Here is a 19,605-nt window from a genome sequence, read left to right on the forward strand (position 1 = left end):
ACAGAGGACGGTAAAGACGTGGACTAAAGGTGGACTTGAACATCATATCTGGCTGTAAAACAATCACTTGCAGCACATAGTCCACCCCCCTCTTACAGGTCCCATAAAGGGTACCTGTAAGCATTAGGGAGATACATTGGTTGATGAACGTAACTATATTAATTTTCAAGACGATATAACAAGTAGATCTGCCCCAATTGAAGTTTTGCGTTAACGACTTAATGGCAACCAGACGCTCATGTCACTGACGCCCCGGTTCGCCCAGGCATAGTAAGGTATCAGGGTGATCTGCTGCGGCCTGGAAACGGCATTTAAAGGCTGATATAGGGTATTTTGCCAGTTTGCCGGAGCAGCTACTCTTGCCTCACCCTGCAGGCCCATTACGCGTCCGTTTGCAATGTTAAGGATAGTAGGATGAAACTTGACATCAGCAGGAATCATAACGCTGTTCAGCGGCTGCCCGTTCAGATCAGGAGACTCCAGGCAATACACTACCGGTCCCCGCTTAACTGCTACCTGGTTTCGTGTTTCCTCTACCAGGGGATTAGCAGTGATCAGCGTTGCAGGCATATCCATGGTAAGCGTTATCTGATCTCCCGCTTTCCACTGCCGGCTGATCCTGTGATAGGTGGCAGAGATTACAGGCGCAGTAACCTTTTTACCATTCACCGTAACCGTCGCACTTTGGCACCATCCCGGAATACGTAACGCCACATCCATCGTTTTACCCGGCGCTTCCTTGATAACAATACTAACGGTACCATCCCAGGGATAGTCCGTTTTTTGCTCAAGGCTAATTCTGCTGCCGTCCTTCAGGCGCGTCTTTAATATGTTACCTCCATACATATCAATACTGATTCCGGCATCCTGCTGACTATACATGTAGTTACTGACCTCCGCAATGGTGCGTACCGTATTTGGAGGGCAACAATTAGATAATGCAATGTAAGGCTGCCTCCCTCCCATCCAGCGAAGCTGATATGGGTACGCTTGTGAAGCGGCCAGGGGATTGGTATAGAAGAAGCCCTCCCCGTTCATACTAACGCCACTGAGTATACTATTATATAACGTTAGCTCTACTATATCAGCATACTTAGCCTCTCCCGTCAGTTCAAGCATACGGCGGTTCCATAACAGGTTACCAATGTTCGCACAGGTTTCATTATGCGCTGAATGATTAGGCAACTGGTAATTCCTGCCATAAGACTGATGTACCTTCTGTACCGTATCCGGATTGTAAGAGGTTCCATCTACAGAAACGCCGTCATATAGAGCACCACAACCACCGGTGACATACATTTTCTTGTTAATAATGTCATCCCAGAGCAGATGCAAGGAACGTAACAATGTCGTGTCGCCGGTTTCTGCATAAACATCTGCTACGCCTGCCAGCAGATAGTTAGCCCGAACAGCATGTCCTGCCACACGCTTCATATCCCGGAAAGGCACACGGTCTGAGTTATCATCTGTACCCGGCGTCAATCCCCTGATGTCAATCAGCTTACGTGCCAGTGCAAGATATTTCTTATCAGAGGTAGTCCGGTACATTTCTATAATACCCATATAATGGGATGGACAGATAGCATTACGCGCCTGCTCAGGAGAAGCTGTATCATAGAAGCCGATAAGAAAATCTGTCGCTTTCTTTGCTATCTCCAGCAGACTGGTTTTACCAGTAGCCCTGTAATGAATACAGGCGGCTGTCATCAGGTGACCAAAGTTATAGGCTTCAAAACTCAGCTTATCATCAAAGATCCCCTGCTTACCTGTTTGCCGTTGTTCAATAATGTTTTTCGTGTACACATATCCGTCCTTCCGCTGTGCTTTGGCAATAACGGCAATCGCCTCATCCATCATCCTGTCCAGCGCAGTATCCTTCGTTACTGCATACAGTCCTGCCACTGCTTCAAGTGTTTTATAGAAGTCGCCGTCATGAAATGAGGGCCCTATGAAGACCCCGGTATCAAGTCCGGCGGCAATTTCAAAGTTCTTGAAGGAATGACATTTCTCTGCGTCATGATACGTCTTCCATAATGCTGGTACCATCGTTTGCCGGCATACTTCATATCTTTCTGCCCAGAAGCCTTTGGTCCATTGCACACTACCCATATCGACACCGTGCTGATGTACATACGGACTGGCGCTGGTATTGATCAGGCTCTTTTGTGCATAGGTAGCTGTAATGCTACAAAGCAATAACAATGACAGTATTATACTACTTTTTCTTCGCATGTTGTTCCGGTTTAACTGACTGATAATTTACTACATAGGTAGCGGCTGCACCCATTGTCAATTCATACAAGTCGCCACCTTTGCTGATCACTGTAGCTGTCTTACATACAGGCTTTGTCTTACTACGGAAGCGTAGCAGTCCTTTACCTTCAACAGTAGTGATCTTCATTTCCTTTGTGCTGCAATATATTGAGATATCGCCCTGGGGCGTTGGCACCTTTCCTTCCATCCATTGCAAACTACCCAGTACCGGTTCTACGGTGTATGTAGCATAGGCAGGCGATGTAGGTCTGACGCCCAGATAATATTTGCCTAACAGGTACAGCGGGCTCGCGCCCCATGCATGACAAAGGCTTTTGCCAAATGCTCGTCCGTACATGGCGTAATGTTCTGCACCTTTCTTTGCGGGATTGTATTCTTCCCAGAAACTGGTAGCGCCCAGTTTCAACATACCTCCCCAGTAGTCCTTCATCTCTTTCAGTACATAATCCTGTTCTCCCAATGCACATAAGGCCTCCAGTTCGTAGAAGCGCATGTAGGGAGTAGTGATCTGCTGCACACTATCATTCATCAGTACAGACTTTTTCACTGCCACTTTCTGTTGTGGATTGAAGTAATCATAGAAGATGGCAAACATGTTTGCATATCGGGTTACGTTAGCTGTCTGCTTCCCATCTACTCTGCTATGTACCAGTGCCTGTTTCTGTTCGTTCCAGTAGAGATCAAATAATTGTCGCTTTAGTGCAGCTGCATATTGGTTATACCTGGCGGCATCTGTTTGGTGTCCGGCAATATCAGCACAGAGTTTCATTGTTTCAAGACTACGGCAAAGCAATAATTGCTCGAAACTTACCTCGCCTTTTTTGCTCAGTCCATCCGCCCAGTCAATAAAGATCCAGTCACCCGGCATACCTTCCATCAAACCGTCCTTGTTCCTGCGCCCCAGGCAATACTCCATCAACGTTTGCATACGCGGATAGAACTGCCTGATGAACGATGCATCGCCGGTGTACAGATAGTAGTCATATATACCGAGGAACCAATAGAATGTGTAGTCCATAATGGTATTTGTATGACTGGTAACAGGGTCTTTCCCTCTCAGTGCCAGCATTGTTCTGGATACGGTGGCGCTGTCAAAGAAGAGGTAATAGTTCATGAGGTAGCTCTGATAAGCATCTCCACTCCAGATCCATCTGTCACGTTTAATACCGTCTATAAAGAACTCACGTGTATTGAGATGAAATGTATACTTAGCTACATCATAGATATTGTTGATTTCTTCATCAGAACAACGGAAGCTGCCACGTTCTTTCATAGCAGCATGTTCATACAGCATGGATATACTGTCTACCTGTACACTTCCTGTAGTTACCATATTAACGTACCGGAACGCTTTGGACAAGGGCATGACAGAATCCTTTGCTTGCTGCTGTTGGAAAGAAAGCCGGTCCAGCGTAATTGCTTCTTTTGCATTCAGCGCTTCTTCCCTGCTTTCTCCATAGTACAGTGTAACGTCGCCTGTACCTTTGACACCATGCAGTTTGATAAACCCGAAAGTCTCTTTGCCAAAGTCAATGAGCGAGGCATTATTGTTCTTCTGAACATTTACTGCGCTTTGCGGCATTACCGGCAGCTTACATGCTGAGGGCAATGCAGCGGGGCTATTGAAGTTCCAGCTACCTGCGTTTAACCATGTTGTTGCTGATATATCTGATGTCTTTCCTGTCTCATCGATCCATTCCTTGTCTTCAAATGTGACCAGCCAGCTGGCGTCAGAGGCAATCGTTCTGCCTGAAATATAGATAGCTGGCACTGCCGCCTGGTTGAAGACCTTTACATTGATACGGTGTTTACCTGCGGGTACGGTAATTTGTTGCGGAGCGCCTTCCAGCGGCTGGCCATCCAGTTTCACATTGTAGATACCCTCTGCATATATCTTCACTTCTTCCGGAGCAGACAGGGTAAAGTCTTTATGAAAGTCTATCAATGGGTAGTGGCTGTCAAACTTCCAGAATACAGGAAAGAAGGTTCCGCGATCTGTTCGGCGGTTCTGCATATTGTTACTCAGCCAGATCTCAAAGTCACCGGGGTACCAGATCCATGTAGCTCTTGACTGAGCAATGATATCCTGACAAAAAGTGATAAACAATAAAACGAGCGGGCAGGTTATAAGTACATTCTTTTTCATGGTCCGTGGCCGTTATTGATGATGTTGATTGATCGGTTGTGTAGCAGAAGGCTGCGCGCTTTCTTTGAGCAGGTATTTGTAAGGTGCTTCCAGTCCGGCGGAAAGTTTTATACTGTCGCTTACCTGTGGACCATTACGCTCCCATATGTTATTCGGTCCATTGGCATTGCGGAGGAATTTTTCAGCAGGGCACCAGTTATCTTTTACTGTGTAATAGGCAGTGCCTTCATCCGTATACAGGTAAAACCAGTGTTCCGGCAGATGGGCATAAGGCGCTTTGTAGATACTGTCAATATAATTGTAACTGATTTCAGAGCCAGGTTGTGCAGATAGTGTGTAGATACCGGCAACATCATACATGCGCTTTGCATAGTGATGAATCTTGTTAGCAGTAATACGGTTGTTATGCATAACGTTGACCGTCTTCGTCCATCCCCATCCCACACTGATACCGGTATAGGAGACTTCACTTATTTCGTTGTGCGTGATAGTGACATTGCTGACATACCCTGCGCTGATACCAAGCGTTCCCCAGTCATCGTTTGTAACATCGGTGATAAGATTGTTGGTAATAAGTAAATTACTGCATACAACGCGTGTATCTGCTGGCTGGAAAGGCAGATGTGTTTCAGTCGCTTCATCAGAATAAGTACCGAGTTGTATACCGGTACCGCCGATGTCTTTGAACAGGCAGCCTTTGACAGTGTCATAGCGACAACCGATGCGGTAATCAAGTCCGGTAGATGCAAGATGCTCAAAGCGGCACCCCGTAAAATTGATCTGTGTTGCATAGGCAACATCCGCAGCCGCCGGTGGCCGGCCTATCCAGGCCTGGTTTTCAAGCCCCTTCTTGTCGGGCGTGCCTGGCGTGTCCAGCTTATAAGCGTCGAGCATAAAAAGCCCGGCCTGTAAAGGTACATGTCCTTTCTGAGATGGCCTTAACCAGGTAGTGTGCTGAAAGCTGATACCTTTGAACCGGATGTGCGATACCGGGTGATCAATAGTACCCTGAATGACAACAAGAGACTCCAGTACCGGAGCAATGACCGTTGCACGTGATAAGTCTTCCTGTGCATGTGGCCAGTAATAGACCTTTTGCGCTTTTACATCCAGGTACCACTCCCCTGGTTCATCCAGTAATGGCAGTGCATTGGTAAGCAGGAAAGCGGAATTACCTGACTCCTTCGATACCCAGGGCGCTGGCCAGGGATGTTCAGATTGTATATTACTCTCCGGTTGATAGAATGAAAGCTGCGTACTATCGCCTTGCGTACGCATGCTTTTAATACGCAGATTGGCAATAGCCCACCATTGGTGGATAAACATCTCCAGACCTGGTGCTTTATCCAGGCCTTTGACAGATGACGCAGGGATCCAGCAGGTGCCGTCTTTATGGTTCCAGGAGAGTATGCGACGCATGCTATCGCCGGGCATATCCTTCGCGCGGATGGCTTTATGGTTATTCACCCACAGCTGCCGGAAGTCTAATATGCTGTTACCGACTGATGGCAGGTCGGCTACCCAGATCTTTTGTTTACCACCAGCCGGCCGCCAGCCGGAGATATGTACGCCTCCACTGAGTACAGGCAGTTCCCCTTCGGCAGCTTCAATGGTTGTCGGACTATCCGCAGTACCTGCATCTTCAGGGCGGATAAATACAGGTTCATATAAAGCGTAAAGGCCACCTTTGACTATAATATGGATGCCTCCTTTGATGGCGGGATCATTAAGTCTGCGTAGTTCTCTGGCGTGTCTTATTGCCGCGTTCAGTGTTGCTTTAGGCCGATCAGCTGTACCAGGGTAGTGGTCGTTGCCGGAAGTAGCCACATAAATATCAGCGGCCAGCAGCGGTAATGAGTACAGGCAGGTCAGCAGGGTTATTATAGGCAGTCTGATCATTTTGTTTTGTTTGTAGCCGCTTTCCATACCTCTTCCAGTTGGGCAAAACCGTGGATAGCAGTTGCAGGCAGCTGCTCGCCTTTCTCTCCGAATACATACATAGCAGGCGTCTTTTCTATAGTGATCTTTGATTCATCTGCAGCAGCACGGTTCAGTGCCAGGTACTTGGCCATAAAGTCGTATACAGCATTGCGTTTATTGATACCAAAATCATGTCCTTCTTTGGGCAGGTGCACGTTGCTGACATCCGCAGCCTTACCATAGTACCCGTATATCTTCTGTAAATAGGGATAATCATGTTCAGGCGTTTTATCCGTCCAGTCGCCACCGTCGCTTACCAGCAATTGCGGGTGCGGGGCCGACATAGCTGCTATCTCCACATTGTCAGTACGATTACCACAGGCATGGATAGGCATGCCGCTTTCACAGGGGCAGCCGCCGTAGAAGTAAGAGCTGATAGCAACAACAGGCGCACTCACAGTGATGCGGTCATCTACAGCAGACATCAGGACGGTGTGGCTGCCAGCGCCTGAGCCTCCAGTGATGCCCACGCGGGTAGTATCCGCATATTTCAGTGAAAGGAGGTAATCAAGTATGCGTATAGACCCTAAAGCCTGGATTGTCATGGCAAGACTTTTACGGTGGTCAGCTTCTTCAAACTGTAACTGTGATTCGCCCCATGCAAACAGATCGTAGCTGAATGCGATAGCGCCCATTCTTGCCAGGGCCGCACAACGGTATTGACAGTCGGGACGGTAGCGCTGTTGCTGCCAGTGTCCATCCGGGTTGAGTATTACAGGTATCTTTCCTTTAATCCTGGAAGGTTTATATAACGATCCGTTAATGTATACACCAGGAAGTATTTCAATCGCAATGTTGCTGACGGTGTATCCGTCATATTTCCTTTCGGGCGTGATAATTGGTCTGGAGGCAGGCGCAGTCGGTAAGGGCGATAGTTGCAGGGCTTCCATCAGGCAAGGCTTAAGAACGGCCTTACGCTGTTCCCATTCCTGTACATTGTGATACTGAGCAGCAATTCTGTCTAGTTCGGCCCAGCCATCGCTGACTGACCAGCGGTAGTATTCATACTCGCTGAGTTTATACATTCCTTTATCCTTCTTTACCTTTAGATCAAGGGGAGAAAGTATATTGTCCAGCGTAGCCTCAAGTGTAGGCCGGTAACGCCAGTCTGCATAAGGAACGTATCTGTTGGCGACAAGCTTCTCATTATACCGGATCTGCACACCAAATTTATGCTCTATATCAGCTAATACCGTCTTAAGAGGCTTCCGGTAAGCGCTGTCGGATGTCTGCTGTGCATATGTCAGCCGGGCATAAAAGAAGAGGGAACAGCTCATAATGAGCTGCAGGAATCGGAAAGTTCTTTTCATAACATGGCCTTAAACGAACGGAATCTAATGTAAAATCAAAAGGCGATCATCCTATGCTGTCTACTTTACTGAGAAGTCGAAGTACAGCGTGATCTGTAAGGCCCTTTCAGGGTCTTTTTCGTAATCATAGAAGATATTCTTAGCGCCCATGGGCCCAGTGGTTTCGTTACGCTGGGTCTTTGAACCTATACTACTGATACCCTGCATAAAGGAGATGTCCCCTGCCGGGAACAATGGCTCATAGTTATGCCACTGGTCAGTTTTCCATGCCGGTGTAAACAGGCGTAGGAACAGGCCTTCATTCTCAGTATACACCCTGAATACCCGCTGATCTGTGATAAAATCACACCAGTACATATTGGCATGGTATCCCTTAAATTCAGGGTAATTCCAGCTTTCCCCTGTTTCTGTGTTATTATAAGCTTTGTGCCATATCCCGAAGCGGTTTCCTTTTAAACGGTTTTTCCAGACCCTGTAAGGGCCATCTCCCATATAACCTACTCCTCTGATGGCAGACTCTGGAAAAGAGAAATTTACGCCTGCAAATGTGGTAAAATAAGCAGCTGGGAAGTAGATGACCACCATCTTGACAATACCTGACGGATAAATAGTCCATCGCAGGGTATTATAACTAAGTTTCCTGTCAAAGGTGGAAGTGACAATCAGGTTTTTACCTTCATAGCGATGTGTAAAGCCTGCGAAGTTATTTTCAGCCTCCTGCAACACCGGTCCTTTGCTGAGAGGTATATCCTGATCCTTATATTTCACGCCCATAAGCAGGCCATTATTTCTGTTAAAGGCAAGCGCTGTCTTATTGGCGGAAACTACCCATAACGAGTCTCTTTCTGTTAATACCACATTGCCCGTACCTATAGTGTCGATACTGCGCTGTACCACCTGCTGCGGACGGACGATTGGATAGCTCCAGGTGAAGATCTCTCTATTATCTGCATCTCTGGCTGTGAGATATAGGACGTCATACGAAGACCAGTCAGCGGGCAGTGGTAACTGCAGACGGCCTTTTTCAAATGGTTTGACAGGAGGAGCCGGAACATGGAAAGAATCAGTCTTCTCTGCTTCCAGGGCAACCAGACGGGCAGTGAAGGTACATTGGTCAAGTTTAGTGAAAGCATACCTGTTCTCAACGTCGAAGGTTCCATTGAAGTCAGGAGCAATTTCACGCCGTTCTATATAGATGGGGCTCCATACCTGTTTGATGGTAAAAAAGCTGCCTTCCTTTTCGTGATGAGGACCAACAATGCCATCTGCCCCCCTGTGATGATCGGTATCCAGCGAGTCATGCAGGTCCTTTCTTACCACCCCCTGGTCTGCAAAGTCCCATAGGAAACCGCCGGCACTCAGCGGATTATGCCACATTTTTTCCCAATAGTCCTCAAGTCCGGCCCCATGTCCACCATCGAACTGCCCATGCAGGAACTCAGTAGGCATTACTATTTCCCTGCCATTCTCATAATTCCCGATACCGTAATTGTATTCCCGGTAGTGCTGTGTTTCTATACCGTTAAACAGTTGCCAGGGGTGTACTACAGGCCGGCGTTGCGGGTCAAGATCAGGAAAGAAGTGGTCAAGGGCCGTATTATGGCCGCCCTCGTTACCATTTGCCCACATTACAATACTGGGATGATTGACATCATGAGTAATCATCTCCTTTACCAGCTTAGCGCCTGTAGTATCGTCATAATACCCATGCCAGCCCGCAAGTTCGTCCATCACATATAGTCCCAGAGAATCGCATACTTCCAGGAAGTGCGCATCCGGTGGATAGTGCGACATGCGTACTGCATTCATGTTCATATCCTTGATCAGCAGGGCATCAGCAATACTGATACTTCTACTGGTGGTACGGCCGCTTTCAGGGCTGAATGAGTGACGGTTTACACCCTTGAACTTCATCTTAACCCCATTGACATATATCCCATCCCGCTGCCTCAGTTCTACCGTACGGAAACCGAACCGCTGACTGATAGTATGTACTACCTTATGCTGGTGCAACAAAGAGATTGTTGCCTTATAAAGATGCGGATGCTCGGAAGACCATAGTTGTATATCCTTGTACTTACCTTGCGCTTGCATCTGGTGGCCGCTTACCTGCTGACTAAGCGGCATGCCCACCATTTTATTATCCTTATCGTAGAGCTGTATGAGCAACTGCATGTCTGCTGCCGCCTTTACGGCTATATCAGCCTGGAAAGACCCATCAGCCTTTGCATTGATTGCCACCGCCTCAATGTGCTGATCAGGCAGTGCCTCCAGGAATACTGGCCGGAATATGCCTCCGAAGATCCAGAAGTCAGCTTTTCTTTCGGCTTCATTAACAGATTGATTGGCGGAGTGCTTATCAACAGTAACCTCTAATTGGTTTGGTTGTCCGCCATACTTCAACAGGTGGGAGATGTCATATTTGAAGGAGTAAAATGCGCCTTGATGTGTAGGACCGGCGGCAGTTCCGTTTATTTTGACAGTAGCATCTGTCATTACGCCTTCAAATACAATATTGATCTTCTTCCCTTTCCAGGCTGCCGGAACCTTAAAAGCATATTTATAGCGCCCGCTTTCTTTTCCACGGACACTATCTTTAGCAAAACCATAGTCATACTTTCCAAAACCCTGTAGTTCCCAACAGGAAGGTACCGGAATGGTTGTCCACTTACCTGCATTGTTGCCGCCGGTACACAGGAATTGCCAATTTACGGTATGATCACTACCAGTACCTGAGAGGTATTGTATTTCAGTGGATTGCGCCACGGCATGTAAAGCCGTGACCAGTAAAGTCAGACATATCAGTGGAATCTTTCTCATCATCCGTGGTTATTTTTGGGTACCAGGGAGGGTAAGTTAAGAAAAGAATATAATAATTGTACTACAGACACGTATATTCTTCAGATACTTAGAAGATTTACCTGTAAATTGAGGGCTTATTCCGGTCACTTATGGAGCTATTATCAGAAGGTTCACTTATATGGTCAGCGGTAGTCGCAAATACCCGCATGAATCGCGAGCGCAATGCCAGTGGCATCAATAGCTACGAACAGGAATTTAGGTTCCGGCCCCAGGACATTCTTTTGGAATACATACAGCAGCAGGGGCATGTGAGCTGGCTGGATGTGTGTTGCGGCCAGGGTAAAGCACTGATACAGGCAGCTGATTATCTTGCCAGCCGGCATTTACAGGGTCAGGCCTTGTTATTCGGGATTGATCTGATTGATTCGTTTCTTCCTGTTCCCGGTAATATTACCTGTTTAACCTTTGATATACAATCGGCCGTAGACTGGCAGCCAAAGCAATGTTATGATCTGATCACCTGCGTGCATGGAATACATTATGTGGGTGATAAACTAAAAGTATTAAGCCACATCTTTACGGCACTCAGTGGCAATGGCCGGTTCTACTGTAATCTGGATCTGCAGAATGTTCATATCCAGGGTCAGAAAGCAGATTATTTAAAGCAGCTATTCCGCAAACATCATATTGATTATAATAGCAGAACAAAGATCCTCAGTTGCCAGGGGCCGAGGATGATTGATTTTGGAGTAACCTACCTTGGCGCAGACGATCAGACCGGACCTAACTATACAGGCCAGGAAGCAGTAACTTCCCATTATGTCACTTCTCAAACTTCCATGTCTTAAATTGTAGTGGCGCATTTAGAAAAGCAGTTTTGAACTGTTCCGCGTCTTTATATGACAAGTCCTTCATCAAACGCTTCTCATAGCTGAGCTGAAAAACAGCGGGCTTGAAAGGCCAGGGCTTAACAGTCAGCGTATCTGCATCTTTTTGTATCAGCTGGTAATTTTTGTTGTCAGGTCCCAGACTAATATCCACTGCGCGATGTTCCGGCTGGTTCTCACGTTGGCAAAGTAGCAGAGAAAGAGCATCGCACCATTCCAGCAGCGCATAATCCCTGTCCGCATCTTTAGTGGTCATTTTAAGCAGGCGTCTCCATTGAGCGCGCACCTGCTGCTGTTCTTTCAGAAAGCTGATAACATCAGCTTCAGGATGCTCCCCACAGATGAATTGCAGATGCATTGAACATAGCAAAGCAATATAGACGCTTTTGCTCAGTGCGATGTTTATTGTATTGACGCAGTGGTCTATAGTAATCTCCCGCATTTTAAAGTCTACCGGCCCGCCGGAGGGTGTGAGCAGGTCCATACCATCAAGTTCTGTTTGTCCGTCGTCATGTTCTGCTATTGCCATTAGTGTTTCCAGCCAACGGTTTGTTTTTACGCTGTCGTTCCAGTTATAGGCAATGGCTGCGGCCAGCATCCCATGTGCGCGTTGAGTAATGACTTCCCAACCGTTATTTGTATAGTTAACGATCATTTTCTAACAGGGTTTTGCTTCATATTTTATTTAACCGAAAGTACCCAAGGTGTATTTCATCAACAATATTATTGACATCAGGTACCAGGTGGATGCGATAGGCTGCCTTATCTTCAGGCGAAAGCACATCCTCAATGCGGTAGATATCATCTACGTCAATTCCATATTTTTCATCTATATGTGCGCTGGCACCTTTTAGGGTTTTAATGGTACTGGTTTTAAAGAAGGCGGTCGTTTTAGACGCCTTTATAGCACTCATCCGGTCATCCTGTACAGTCAGGAGGGTGTAATGCTGTTCCTCCAGTTTCCCGGTCTGGTAGCCGCCCATGTTAATAAAGAACAGCCTTTGAGCGGATGGTGCAGCAACAGCTGCAGCCGTTTCCACATTCACAGCATAACCATCCACACTGGTTACCTCCCGCCAGCCATCTATATGAAGACTGTTGCCTGCTTCCGGCCAGAACGCTTTCATCCTGGGTACGAGTTCTCTTAGAGAGGTACCAATGCCAAAGAAAAAGTCATGCTGCTCTACATTTCTACCAGGTGCCTTTGAGCCTAGTAATACCATATACAGCTTCAGTTGATTACTACCTGTTCTTTCGGCCTGTTCCATGTTATTAAAATTCTAATATGTTGTTCGTTACACTATTTGTCGGGCAGTACGCAAGCGACTGCTACAATATCGTTAAACAAATATTCATCCAAAAATCGACTGCCGTTCATCACATATAACCTTCTATAGAGGTATATTTTTTATCTATGGTCTTGCATTAACCGGGGGATGGCTTATTTTTGCCCCCGTGAGAAAAGTATGCCTTTACATACTCGTTTTTTTTGTGTCAGTAGAAAATACCTCCCTGGACCAGTTCCTGAAGCTGCCTGTGCTGTTTGAGCACTTCAAAGAGCATCAGGAGCGTGACCCAAAGGTAAATCTGCTGGACTTTCTCTCTATGCACTACTGGGGGCAAGATCTGGATGATAATGACAATGCCCGGGATATGCAACTTCCTTTCAAGAAAGTCAATACCTCCACTCAACAGGTGCTATACGCCCGGTTCTCACAGGTACCGCAGATCATAGCTGCTGAACAGATCATCCCACAAACCTTTACAGCTTACAAAGATCAATACCATCCCGCCCCTGATCTTACTTCTCCTTTCAGACCTCCCTGTGCCTGATTTGCTTTCTGTTTACTGCTTCAATACATATTGACCTGATGCGGCGAAATTGCCCTGTCAGTGTCCTGTATTGACATTTACGACCTATTTAACAGCAAATCATGCTTGACAAGATTATTCAATTCTCAGTTAGAAATAAACTGGTAATTGGGTTATTCATGTTGCTATGGACCGTCTATGGCATATTTGAAGTAACCCGCTTGCCTATTGATGCCGTGCCTGACATCACCAATAACCAGGTACAGATTATTACGACAGCTCCTGCGTTAGGAGCACAGGATGTTGAAAGGCTAATCACCTTCCCGATAGAACAGGCTATCAGTAACATACCGCGTCTCAAGGAAAGCCGTAGTATGTCCAGGTTTGGGTTATCGCTGATCAGCGTTGTATTTGAGGATGACGCGGATATCTACTGGGCACGACAACAGGTAACAGAGCGGCTACAGCAGATAGAGATCAATGAAAATGCCAGTAAACCTGAGCTGGCCCCTGTCTCTACCGGCCTGGGAGAAATATATCAATACGTGCTACGCCCGGAAGCAGGGTACGAAGGAAAGTATAATCTGGCAGACCTCCGCACTATACAGGACTGGCTGGTAAGGCGGCAATTGCTGGGTACAAAAGGCGTAGCCGATGTATCCACATTCGGGGGAGAACTGAAGCAATACGAAGTAGCGATTAATCCCTACCAACTAAAATCACTGGGGCTAACCATCAACGATGTGTTTACCGCGCTGCAGACGAACAACCAAAATACAGGTGGCGCTTACATTGAGAAAGGGCCGACTGTAATGTATATCCGCAGTGAGGGTTTAGCCGGTAATATCGCTGACATTGAAAATATTGTTGTCAAAAATACCTCTGCCGGTACACCGGTGCTGATCAGGCATGTCGCCAACGTCAGAATGGGCGCTGCTACCCGTTACGGAGCACTGAATTATAATAATACCGGCGAAGTAACCGGGGCTATTGTCATGATGCTGAAGGGGGAAAACTCGTCGGAGGTTGTTAAGCATGTGAAACAACGTATCGCCGAAATACAATTAACGTTGCCCGAGGGCCTTCGCATAGAACCTTTCTTAGACCGTACTAAAATGGTAAATAACGCCATTGGTACCGTAGAGCATAACCTGTTGGAAGGCGCACTGATCGTAATCTTTGTACTCGTAATATTCCTTGGCAACCTGCGGGCCGGACTGATAGTAGCCTCCGTAATACCGTTGTCGATGCTGTTTGCCATTATCATGATGAATACTTTCGGCGTAAGTGGTAACCTGATGAGTCTCGGGGCACTGGACTTCGGCCTGATCGTCGATGGAGCCGTTATCATTGTCGAAGCTATACTTCATCACCTGCATTTCTCAAAGAAATACCAGCACGCAACACTGCTTTCGCAGGAGGAAATGAATGCTGAAGTCGCGGGCTCATCCTCCCGGATGATGAATGCAGCTGTATTCGGGCAGATTATTATCCTGATTGTATACCTCCCTATCCTGTCCCTGGAAGGGATTGAAGGCAAAATGTTCAAGCCGATGGCACAGACTGTAGCCTTTGCTATCATGGGGGCCTTTATACTATCGTTGACCTACGTACCGATGGTAAGTTCGCTTTTCATCAGCAAAAAGCTTTCTCATACACCTAACCTGTCTGACCGCGTGATGAGCAAAATAGAACATGCTTATCATCAGGCGCTTACCAAAGCCTTACGTATCAGAAGAGGGTTGGTAGCAATTGCATTTGGGCTGTTTGCCATTGCTGTATTCGTATTCACCCGGATGGGAGGAGAATTTATTCCGCAGCTTGAGGAGGGCGATTTCGCTGTCGAAACAAGACTGCTGGTAGGCACAAATCTAAGTACGACAATTACCACTTTCCAGCAGATATCCGGATTGCTGAAAGATAAGTTTCCGGAAGTAGAAAAAATTGTATCCCGTATTGGTAGCGCAGAAATCCCTACTGATCCTATGCCCATCGAAGGAGGTGATATGATTATCGTATTGAAGGATAAAGCTGAATGGACCAGTGCGGAGAGCTTCCAGGAAATGGCAGATAAAATGTCGGCCGTAGTACAAAACGCTATACCCGGCGTAACAATGGGATTCCAATACCCGGTACAGATGCGCTTTAATGAGTTGATGACCGGCGCAAAACAGGACGTTGTATGTAAAGTATTCGGTGAGGATCTGGATCAACTGGCAAAATATGCGGAGCAGATCGGTAATATCAGCAAGACTGTTAAAGGCACTGCTGACTGGTATGTAGAAAAGGTAACAGGCATGCCGCAGGTAGTAATCAGGTACAACCGTAACGAGATCGCCAAATACGGACTTAATATCAGTGAGATCAACCGTACAGTGAACGCTGCCTTTGCAGGAGCGGCCGCAGGACAGATATATGAAGGCGAAAAACGATTTGACCTTGTAGTGCGGGTTGGCAATGAAGGTCGCCGCAATATTGAAGACGTACGTAACCTGATGATCGCTACTGCTACCGGTAACCAGATACCACTATACCAGGTAGCTGCTATCGATGAGATTGAAGGCCCCAATCAGATACAACGTGAAGATGCCAAAAGACGAATTACGGTTGGTTTCAATGTACGCGGACGCGATGTACAGTCTATCGTAGAAGAATTACAACAGAAGATTCACTCGGCTGTTAAACTGGCTCCTGGATATGCTATTACCTACGGAGGTGCGTTTGAAAACCTCCAGCAAGCGAAAAAACGCCTTGGTATAGCGGTGCCAGTATCGCTGCTGCTCATATTTATGATGCTCTATTTCGCCTTTTCTTCTGTAAAGGAAGGGGCGTTAATCTATACCGCTATCCCTTTGTCAGCTATCGGCGGCGTATTTGCACTTGCGCTCAGAGGTATGCCTTTCAGCATATCTGCCGGTGTAGGCTTTATTGCTTTATTCGGCGTAGCCGTGTTAAACGGCATTGTACTCATCTCTGAATTTAACCGCATTAAAAAAGAAGGGCGTATTACAGATACCCTGGAACTTGTAATGCAAGGTACCCGTAACCGCCTACGGCCGGTACTGATGACTGCAGCTGTAGCTTCACTTGGCTTCCTGCCCATGGCCTTAAGTAATGGCGCAGGTGCAGAAGTGCAACGTCCGCTGGCAACAGTAGTCATCGGCGGACTGCTCACAGCCACCCTGCTTACCTTATTTGTGCTACCCGCCCTGTATCTTTTGTTTGAAGGAAAAAAGAAAATTGTCATTAATAAAACCCTGCTCATGGGAGGCATACTGATGCTCTGTATCCCGGCGGTACAGGCACAGGACCGCCCGGTGGGATTACAGGAGGCTATCAATATTGCCCTGGTTCATAATCTCCAGGCCAGCAATGCCAGACTGCATGAACGGGCGGAAGGTCTACGTCAGAAAACCGGCGTTGATATCCCTAAGACACAATTGAACATGGACTATGGAAAGTTCAACAGTGTGAACAATGATAACCGGTTTGGCGTCACCCAGTCCTTGAACTTCCCTACCGTTTATGGCCATCAGAAGCGGGCATTAAAGGAAAGCTACCTGGCTGCGCAGTCGCAGACACAGGTAATGGAGCAGGACATCCGGACGAATGTGCGTAAGGTTTATTATGAGTGGGTATGGCTACATGAAAAACAGGAACTGCTGCACTATGCGGATAGCATCTACCGGCTATTTGAAGAAAAAGCTAATCTCCGGTTCAAAACGGGAGAAACCAATATACTTGAGCAAACTACCGCTGCTTCCCACCGGCAACAGATCTCCATTCAACTGGAGATGATCTCCGCAGATATCCAGGTTACGGAACGGCAATTTAATCTTTTGCTGGGCGACAGTCTCCTGTATCAGCCATCAGCTGATAGTATAAAGCTGGCATTTATTACTGCTACAGATACAATGTTTAGCCAGCTGCCACAGATTAAAAGCCTGGAACATGCCTCAGCTGCGGCCCAATGGAACTGGCGTACAGAGCGGTCCAGGTTACTGCCTGACTTCTTTGTCGGATATAACAATCAGAGTATCAATGGGCCGCAAAACATAGGCGGCCAGGATGTCTATTTCAATAACAGTCAACGTTTTAGTTACATCAATGCCGGCATCAGCGTACCACTGTTTGCCGGTGCACAACGCTCCAGGGCAGCAGCTGCACAGGTTGACTGGCAAATAGCCAGGCAACGTACTGGTTATGCATTATTACAGACGCAGGCAGAGTGGCAGAACGCTCAGACGCAGTTGCGCAAATATGCAGGCAGTCTGGAATATTACCAGGGGAAAGGGCTGGAGAATGCCACAGCTATTATCACTACTGCCGATCAGCAATTTGTGGGTGGAGAGATCGACTACCTGCAATGGGTCATCCTGGTAGACCAGGCTATCAGCATCAGAAATGAGTACCTAGATATATTGAATAACTATAACCAGTCCGTAATCCAGGTACTGAAACTGCAAAACATCTAATACAACAACGCATGTACAAATATATTTTTCCATATATCATCGTCCTGGCAGCCTGCAGCAGTCAGGAGTCAGAAAAAGCACCGGCAACAGCTGCAGCAGCGCCTGCGACTATTGACAGTAATGCTGTGGCCTTAACTACAGACCAGATCAGGAACGCCGGTATTGAAACCGGACATCCGACTACCGCGGCAGTTAGTGGCGTCCTCCGTTTGCAGGGAACAGTAGATGTACCGCCTCAAAGTACTGTAAGCGTCAGCTTTCCCTTAGGCGGTTATCTGAAGCGCACCGACCTGCTGCCTGGTACGCATGTACGTAAGGGCCAGGTACTGGGTGTATTGGAAGATATGCAGTTTATCCAGCTGCAGCAGGATTATCTGCTGGCAAAGGAACAATTCACTTTTGCTGATACAGAGTATAAACGCCAGCAAGAGTTAAATGCCAGTAAAGCCAGCAGTGACAAAGTATTTCAAAAAGCCAGGGCGGAAATGGAAAGTCAGCGTATTGCTATGCAGGCACTGGCGCGTAAACTGGAACTGATAGGAATCGACCCCGGTAAACTACATGCAGGCAATATTTCAAAAAGTGTGAATATCTACTCTCCGATTAATGGCTTCGTATCAAAAGTGAATGTGAACATTGGAAAATACACCTCCCCTACGGATGTATTATTTGAACTGGTAGACCCTAGCGACATACACCTGGCCCTGACGGTCTTCGAGAAAGACGTTAACCAGTTATCTGTTGGTCAGCGGGTGATTGCCTATACCAACGAACACCCTGAAAAGCGATATGAGGCCGAAATTCTGCTGATCAGCAAGAATCTGGATGCGGAGCGCATGGCGACCATTCATTGCCATTTTAAGCAGTTTGACGCCTCCCTGCTGCCAGGCATGTTTATGAATGCAGAGGTAGTAGTTAATAATGTTACTGCACTAACGGTAGGAGAAGCGGCTATTGTACGATGGGAGAATAAGTTCTATGTATTTGAGGATAAAGGAAATAATAACTTCCGGATGGTGCAGGTTACCCCGGGAAATGTACATGAGGGGCAGGAACAGTTTTCAGCACCAGGCATTACAGAAGTAACCAGACTGGTAACGAAGAACGCCTATGCATTGCTGATGAAGATGAAAAACAGTGCGGAAGAAGAGTAAATTCCTGCTGCTCAAGCTCAAACGGACAAAAAAGGCCCCAATCCCGGGGCCTTTTGTTATTTATACCTTTATAACCGCCAGTCAACCGGTTCAATACCCGATTTAGTCAGTAATTCGTTTGTCTTTGAAAAATGCTTACAGCCGAAGAAGCCTTTATCTGCGCTAAATGGCGACGGATGGGCAGCTTTAAGTATATGATGTTTAGTTGCATCTATCAGCACCTGTTTATCCTGTGCAAAGCGCCCCCAAAGGATAAAAACGACATTCTCCTTCAGATCAGACACCTTACGGATAACCGAGTCCGTAAAATCTCCCCAGCCTATTTTGCTATGCGAGGCAGGTTCATTGGCTCTTACAGTCAGCATCGCGTTCAGCATCAGCACCCCATGCTCCGCCCATTTTGTAAGATTTCCGCTCTGAGGAATCGGCAGACCCAGATCCTCCTTCATTTCCTTATAAATATTCACGAGAGAAGGTGGCGGCTTAATGCCATCCTGAACGGAAAAACATAGTCCGTGCGCCTGCCCGGCCCCATGATAAGGATCTTGCCCGAGAAGCACCACTTTCACTTTATCGAACGGGGTTTTATCGAACGCATTGAAAATCAGGTTTCCGGGAGGGTAAATCGTGTTTCCGACTGCTCTTTCGTGCTTAAGTGCCATGACGATCTGCTCAAAATAAGCTTTGTGAAATTCGTCTTTCAGGACTTCCTTCCAGGTGGGTTCAATTTTAACCTCCATAAAAACTTTTAAAATTTATTTTGAA

12 protein-coding genes are annotated in these 19,605 nt (G+C 46.9%); 4 read left to right on the forward strand and 8 right to left on the reverse strand.

Features of this window, described 5'->3' with window-relative positions; translation table 11 throughout:
* Window positions 1–210: 210 nt before the first annotated feature.
* The 5 genes from K1Y79_RS09785 to K1Y79_RS09805 are packed head-to-tail and all read right to left on the reverse strand — an operon-like array spanning window position 211 to window position 10,533.
* On the reverse strand, window positions 211–2,232 hold the full coding sequence (locus K1Y79_RS09785) for an aceric acid hydrolase (protein ID WP_220249839.1): 2,022 nt from the start codon (window positions 2,230–2,232) through the stop codon (window positions 211–213).
* The gene (locus tag K1Y79_RS09790; protein ID WP_220249840.1) at window positions 2,216–4,420 is read right to left on the reverse strand and encodes an alpha-L-rhamnosidase-related protein; all 2,205 of its coding nucleotides are present in this window, start codon (window positions 4,418–4,420) and stop codon (window positions 2,216–2,218) included. Before K1Y79_RS09790 ends, K1Y79_RS09785 begins: the two co-directional genes overlap by 17 nt.
* 12 nt (window positions 4,421–4,432) lie before the next feature.
* Window positions 4,433–6,319, reverse strand: a complete 1,887-nt coding sequence (locus K1Y79_RS09795) for a right-handed parallel beta-helix repeat-containing protein (protein ID WP_220249841.1) — start codon at window positions 6,317–6,319, stop codon at window positions 4,433–4,435.
* On the reverse strand, window positions 6,316–7,710 hold the full coding sequence (locus K1Y79_RS09800) for an alpha/beta hydrolase family protein (protein ID WP_236059555.1): 1,395 nt from the start codon (window positions 7,708–7,710) through the stop codon (window positions 6,316–6,318). Before K1Y79_RS09800 ends, K1Y79_RS09795 begins: the two co-directional genes overlap by 4 nt.
* A 60-nt stretch (window positions 7,711–7,770) precedes the next feature.
* Complete coding sequence (locus K1Y79_RS09805) at window positions 7,771–10,533, reverse strand: glycoside hydrolase family 2 protein (RefSeq protein ID WP_220249842.1); 2,763 nt, start codon at window positions 10,531–10,533, stop codon at window positions 7,771–7,773.
* A 128-nt stretch (window positions 10,534–10,661) separates the two neighbouring features.
* On the opposite strand from K1Y79_RS09805, the gene K1Y79_RS09810 reads away from it, so the two are divergent.
* Window positions 10,662–11,360, forward strand: coding sequence for a methyltransferase domain-containing protein (locus tag K1Y79_RS09810; protein ID WP_220249843.1), 699 nt, complete (start codon window positions 10,662–10,664; stop codon window positions 11,358–11,360).
* Here the strand turns inward: K1Y79_RS09810 and K1Y79_RS09815 are convergent.
* Together K1Y79_RS09815 and K1Y79_RS09820 are read right to left on the reverse strand one after the other, a co-directional pair.
* On the reverse strand, window positions 11,335–12,054 hold the full coding sequence (locus K1Y79_RS09815; RefSeq protein WP_220249844.1) for a DUF3891 family protein: 720 nt from the start codon (window positions 12,052–12,054) through the stop codon (window positions 11,335–11,337). The two genes, K1Y79_RS09810 and K1Y79_RS09815, sit on opposite strands and share 26 nt — an antisense overlap.
* Before the next feature lie 19 nt (window positions 12,055–12,073).
* Window positions 12,074–12,667, reverse strand: coding sequence for a DUF1543 domain-containing protein (locus K1Y79_RS09820; protein WP_220249845.1), 594 nt, complete (start codon window positions 12,665–12,667; stop codon window positions 12,074–12,076).
* 223 nt (window positions 12,668–12,890) lie between these two features.
* On the opposite strand from K1Y79_RS09820, the gene K1Y79_RS09825 reads away from it, so the two are divergent.
* From K1Y79_RS09825 to K1Y79_RS09835, 3 genes are all read left to right on the forward strand, one after another.
* Window positions 12,891–13,232, forward strand: a complete 342-nt coding sequence (locus K1Y79_RS09825; RefSeq protein ID WP_220249846.1) for a hypothetical protein — start codon at window positions 12,891–12,893, stop codon at window positions 13,230–13,232.
* A gap of 101 nt (window positions 13,233–13,333) precedes the next feature.
* Window positions 13,334–17,686, forward strand: coding sequence for a CusA/CzcA family heavy metal efflux RND transporter (locus tag K1Y79_RS09830; RefSeq protein ID WP_220249847.1), 4,353 nt, complete (start codon window positions 13,334–13,336; stop codon window positions 17,684–17,686).
* An 11-nt stretch (window positions 17,687–17,697) separates the two neighbouring features.
* Entirely contained in the window at window positions 17,698–18,840 is a 1,143-nt protein-coding gene (locus K1Y79_RS09835; protein ID WP_220249848.1) for an efflux RND transporter periplasmic adaptor subunit, read from the forward strand.
* Window positions 18,841–18,908: 68 nt separating this feature from the next.
* Here K1Y79_RS09835 and ung read toward each other — a convergent pair whose 3' ends face one another.
* Window positions 18,909–19,580, reverse strand: a complete 672-nt coding sequence (gene ung, locus K1Y79_RS09840; protein ID WP_220249849.1) for a uracil-DNA glycosylase — start codon at window positions 19,578–19,580, stop codon at window positions 18,909–18,911.
* Between the last annotated feature and the right edge of the window lie 25 nt (window positions 19,581–19,605).

The organism is Chitinophaga rhizophila, from assembly GCF_019492185.1.
Taxonomy (GTDB): Bacteria; Bacteroidota; Bacteroidia; order Chitinophagales; family Chitinophagaceae; genus Chitinophaga; species Chitinophaga rhizophila.

What these genes read in the sequence shown, in the direction of transcription:
- K1Y79_RS09785 (WP_220249839.1), bottom strand. Translation starts at nt 2,232, where the DNA reads ATGCGAAGAAAAAGTAGTATAATACTGTCATTGTTATTGCTTTGTAGC.
- K1Y79_RS09790 (WP_220249840.1), bottom strand. Translation starts at nt 4,420, where the DNA reads ATGAAAAAGAATGTACTTATAACCTGCCCGCTCGTTTTATTGTTTATC.
- K1Y79_RS09795 (WP_220249841.1), bottom strand. Translation starts at nt 6,319, where the DNA reads ATGATCAGACTGCCTATAATAACCCTGCTGACCTGCCTGTACTCATTA.
- K1Y79_RS09800 (WP_236059555.1), bottom strand. Translation starts at nt 7,710, where the DNA reads ATGAAAAGAACTTTCCGATTCCTGCAGCTCATTATGAGCTGTTCCCTC.
- K1Y79_RS09805 (WP_220249842.1), bottom strand. Translation starts at nt 10,533, where the DNA reads ATGATGAGAAAGATTCCACTGATATGTCTGACTTTACTGGTCACGGCT.
- K1Y79_RS09810 (WP_220249843.1), top strand. Translation starts at nt 10,662, where the DNA reads ATGGAGCTATTATCAGAAGGTTCACTTATATGGTCAGCGGTAGTCGCA.
- K1Y79_RS09815 (WP_220249844.1), bottom strand. Translation starts at nt 12,054, where the DNA reads ATGATCGTTAACTATACAAATAACGGTTGGGAAGTCATTACTCAACGC.
- K1Y79_RS09820 (WP_220249845.1), bottom strand. Translation starts at nt 12,667, where the DNA reads ATGGAACAGGCCGAAAGAACAGGTAGTAATCAACTGAAGCTGTATATG.
- K1Y79_RS09830 (WP_220249847.1), top strand. Translation starts at nt 13,334, where the DNA reads ATGCTTGACAAGATTATTCAATTCTCAGTTAGAAATAAACTGGTAATT.
- K1Y79_RS09835 (WP_220249848.1), top strand. Translation starts at nt 17,698, where the DNA reads ATGTACAAATATATTTTTCCATATATCATCGTCCTGGCAGCCTGCAGC.
- ung (WP_220249849.1), bottom strand. Translation starts at nt 19,580, where the DNA reads ATGGAGGTTAAAATTGAACCCACCTGGAAGGAAGTCCTGAAAGACGAA.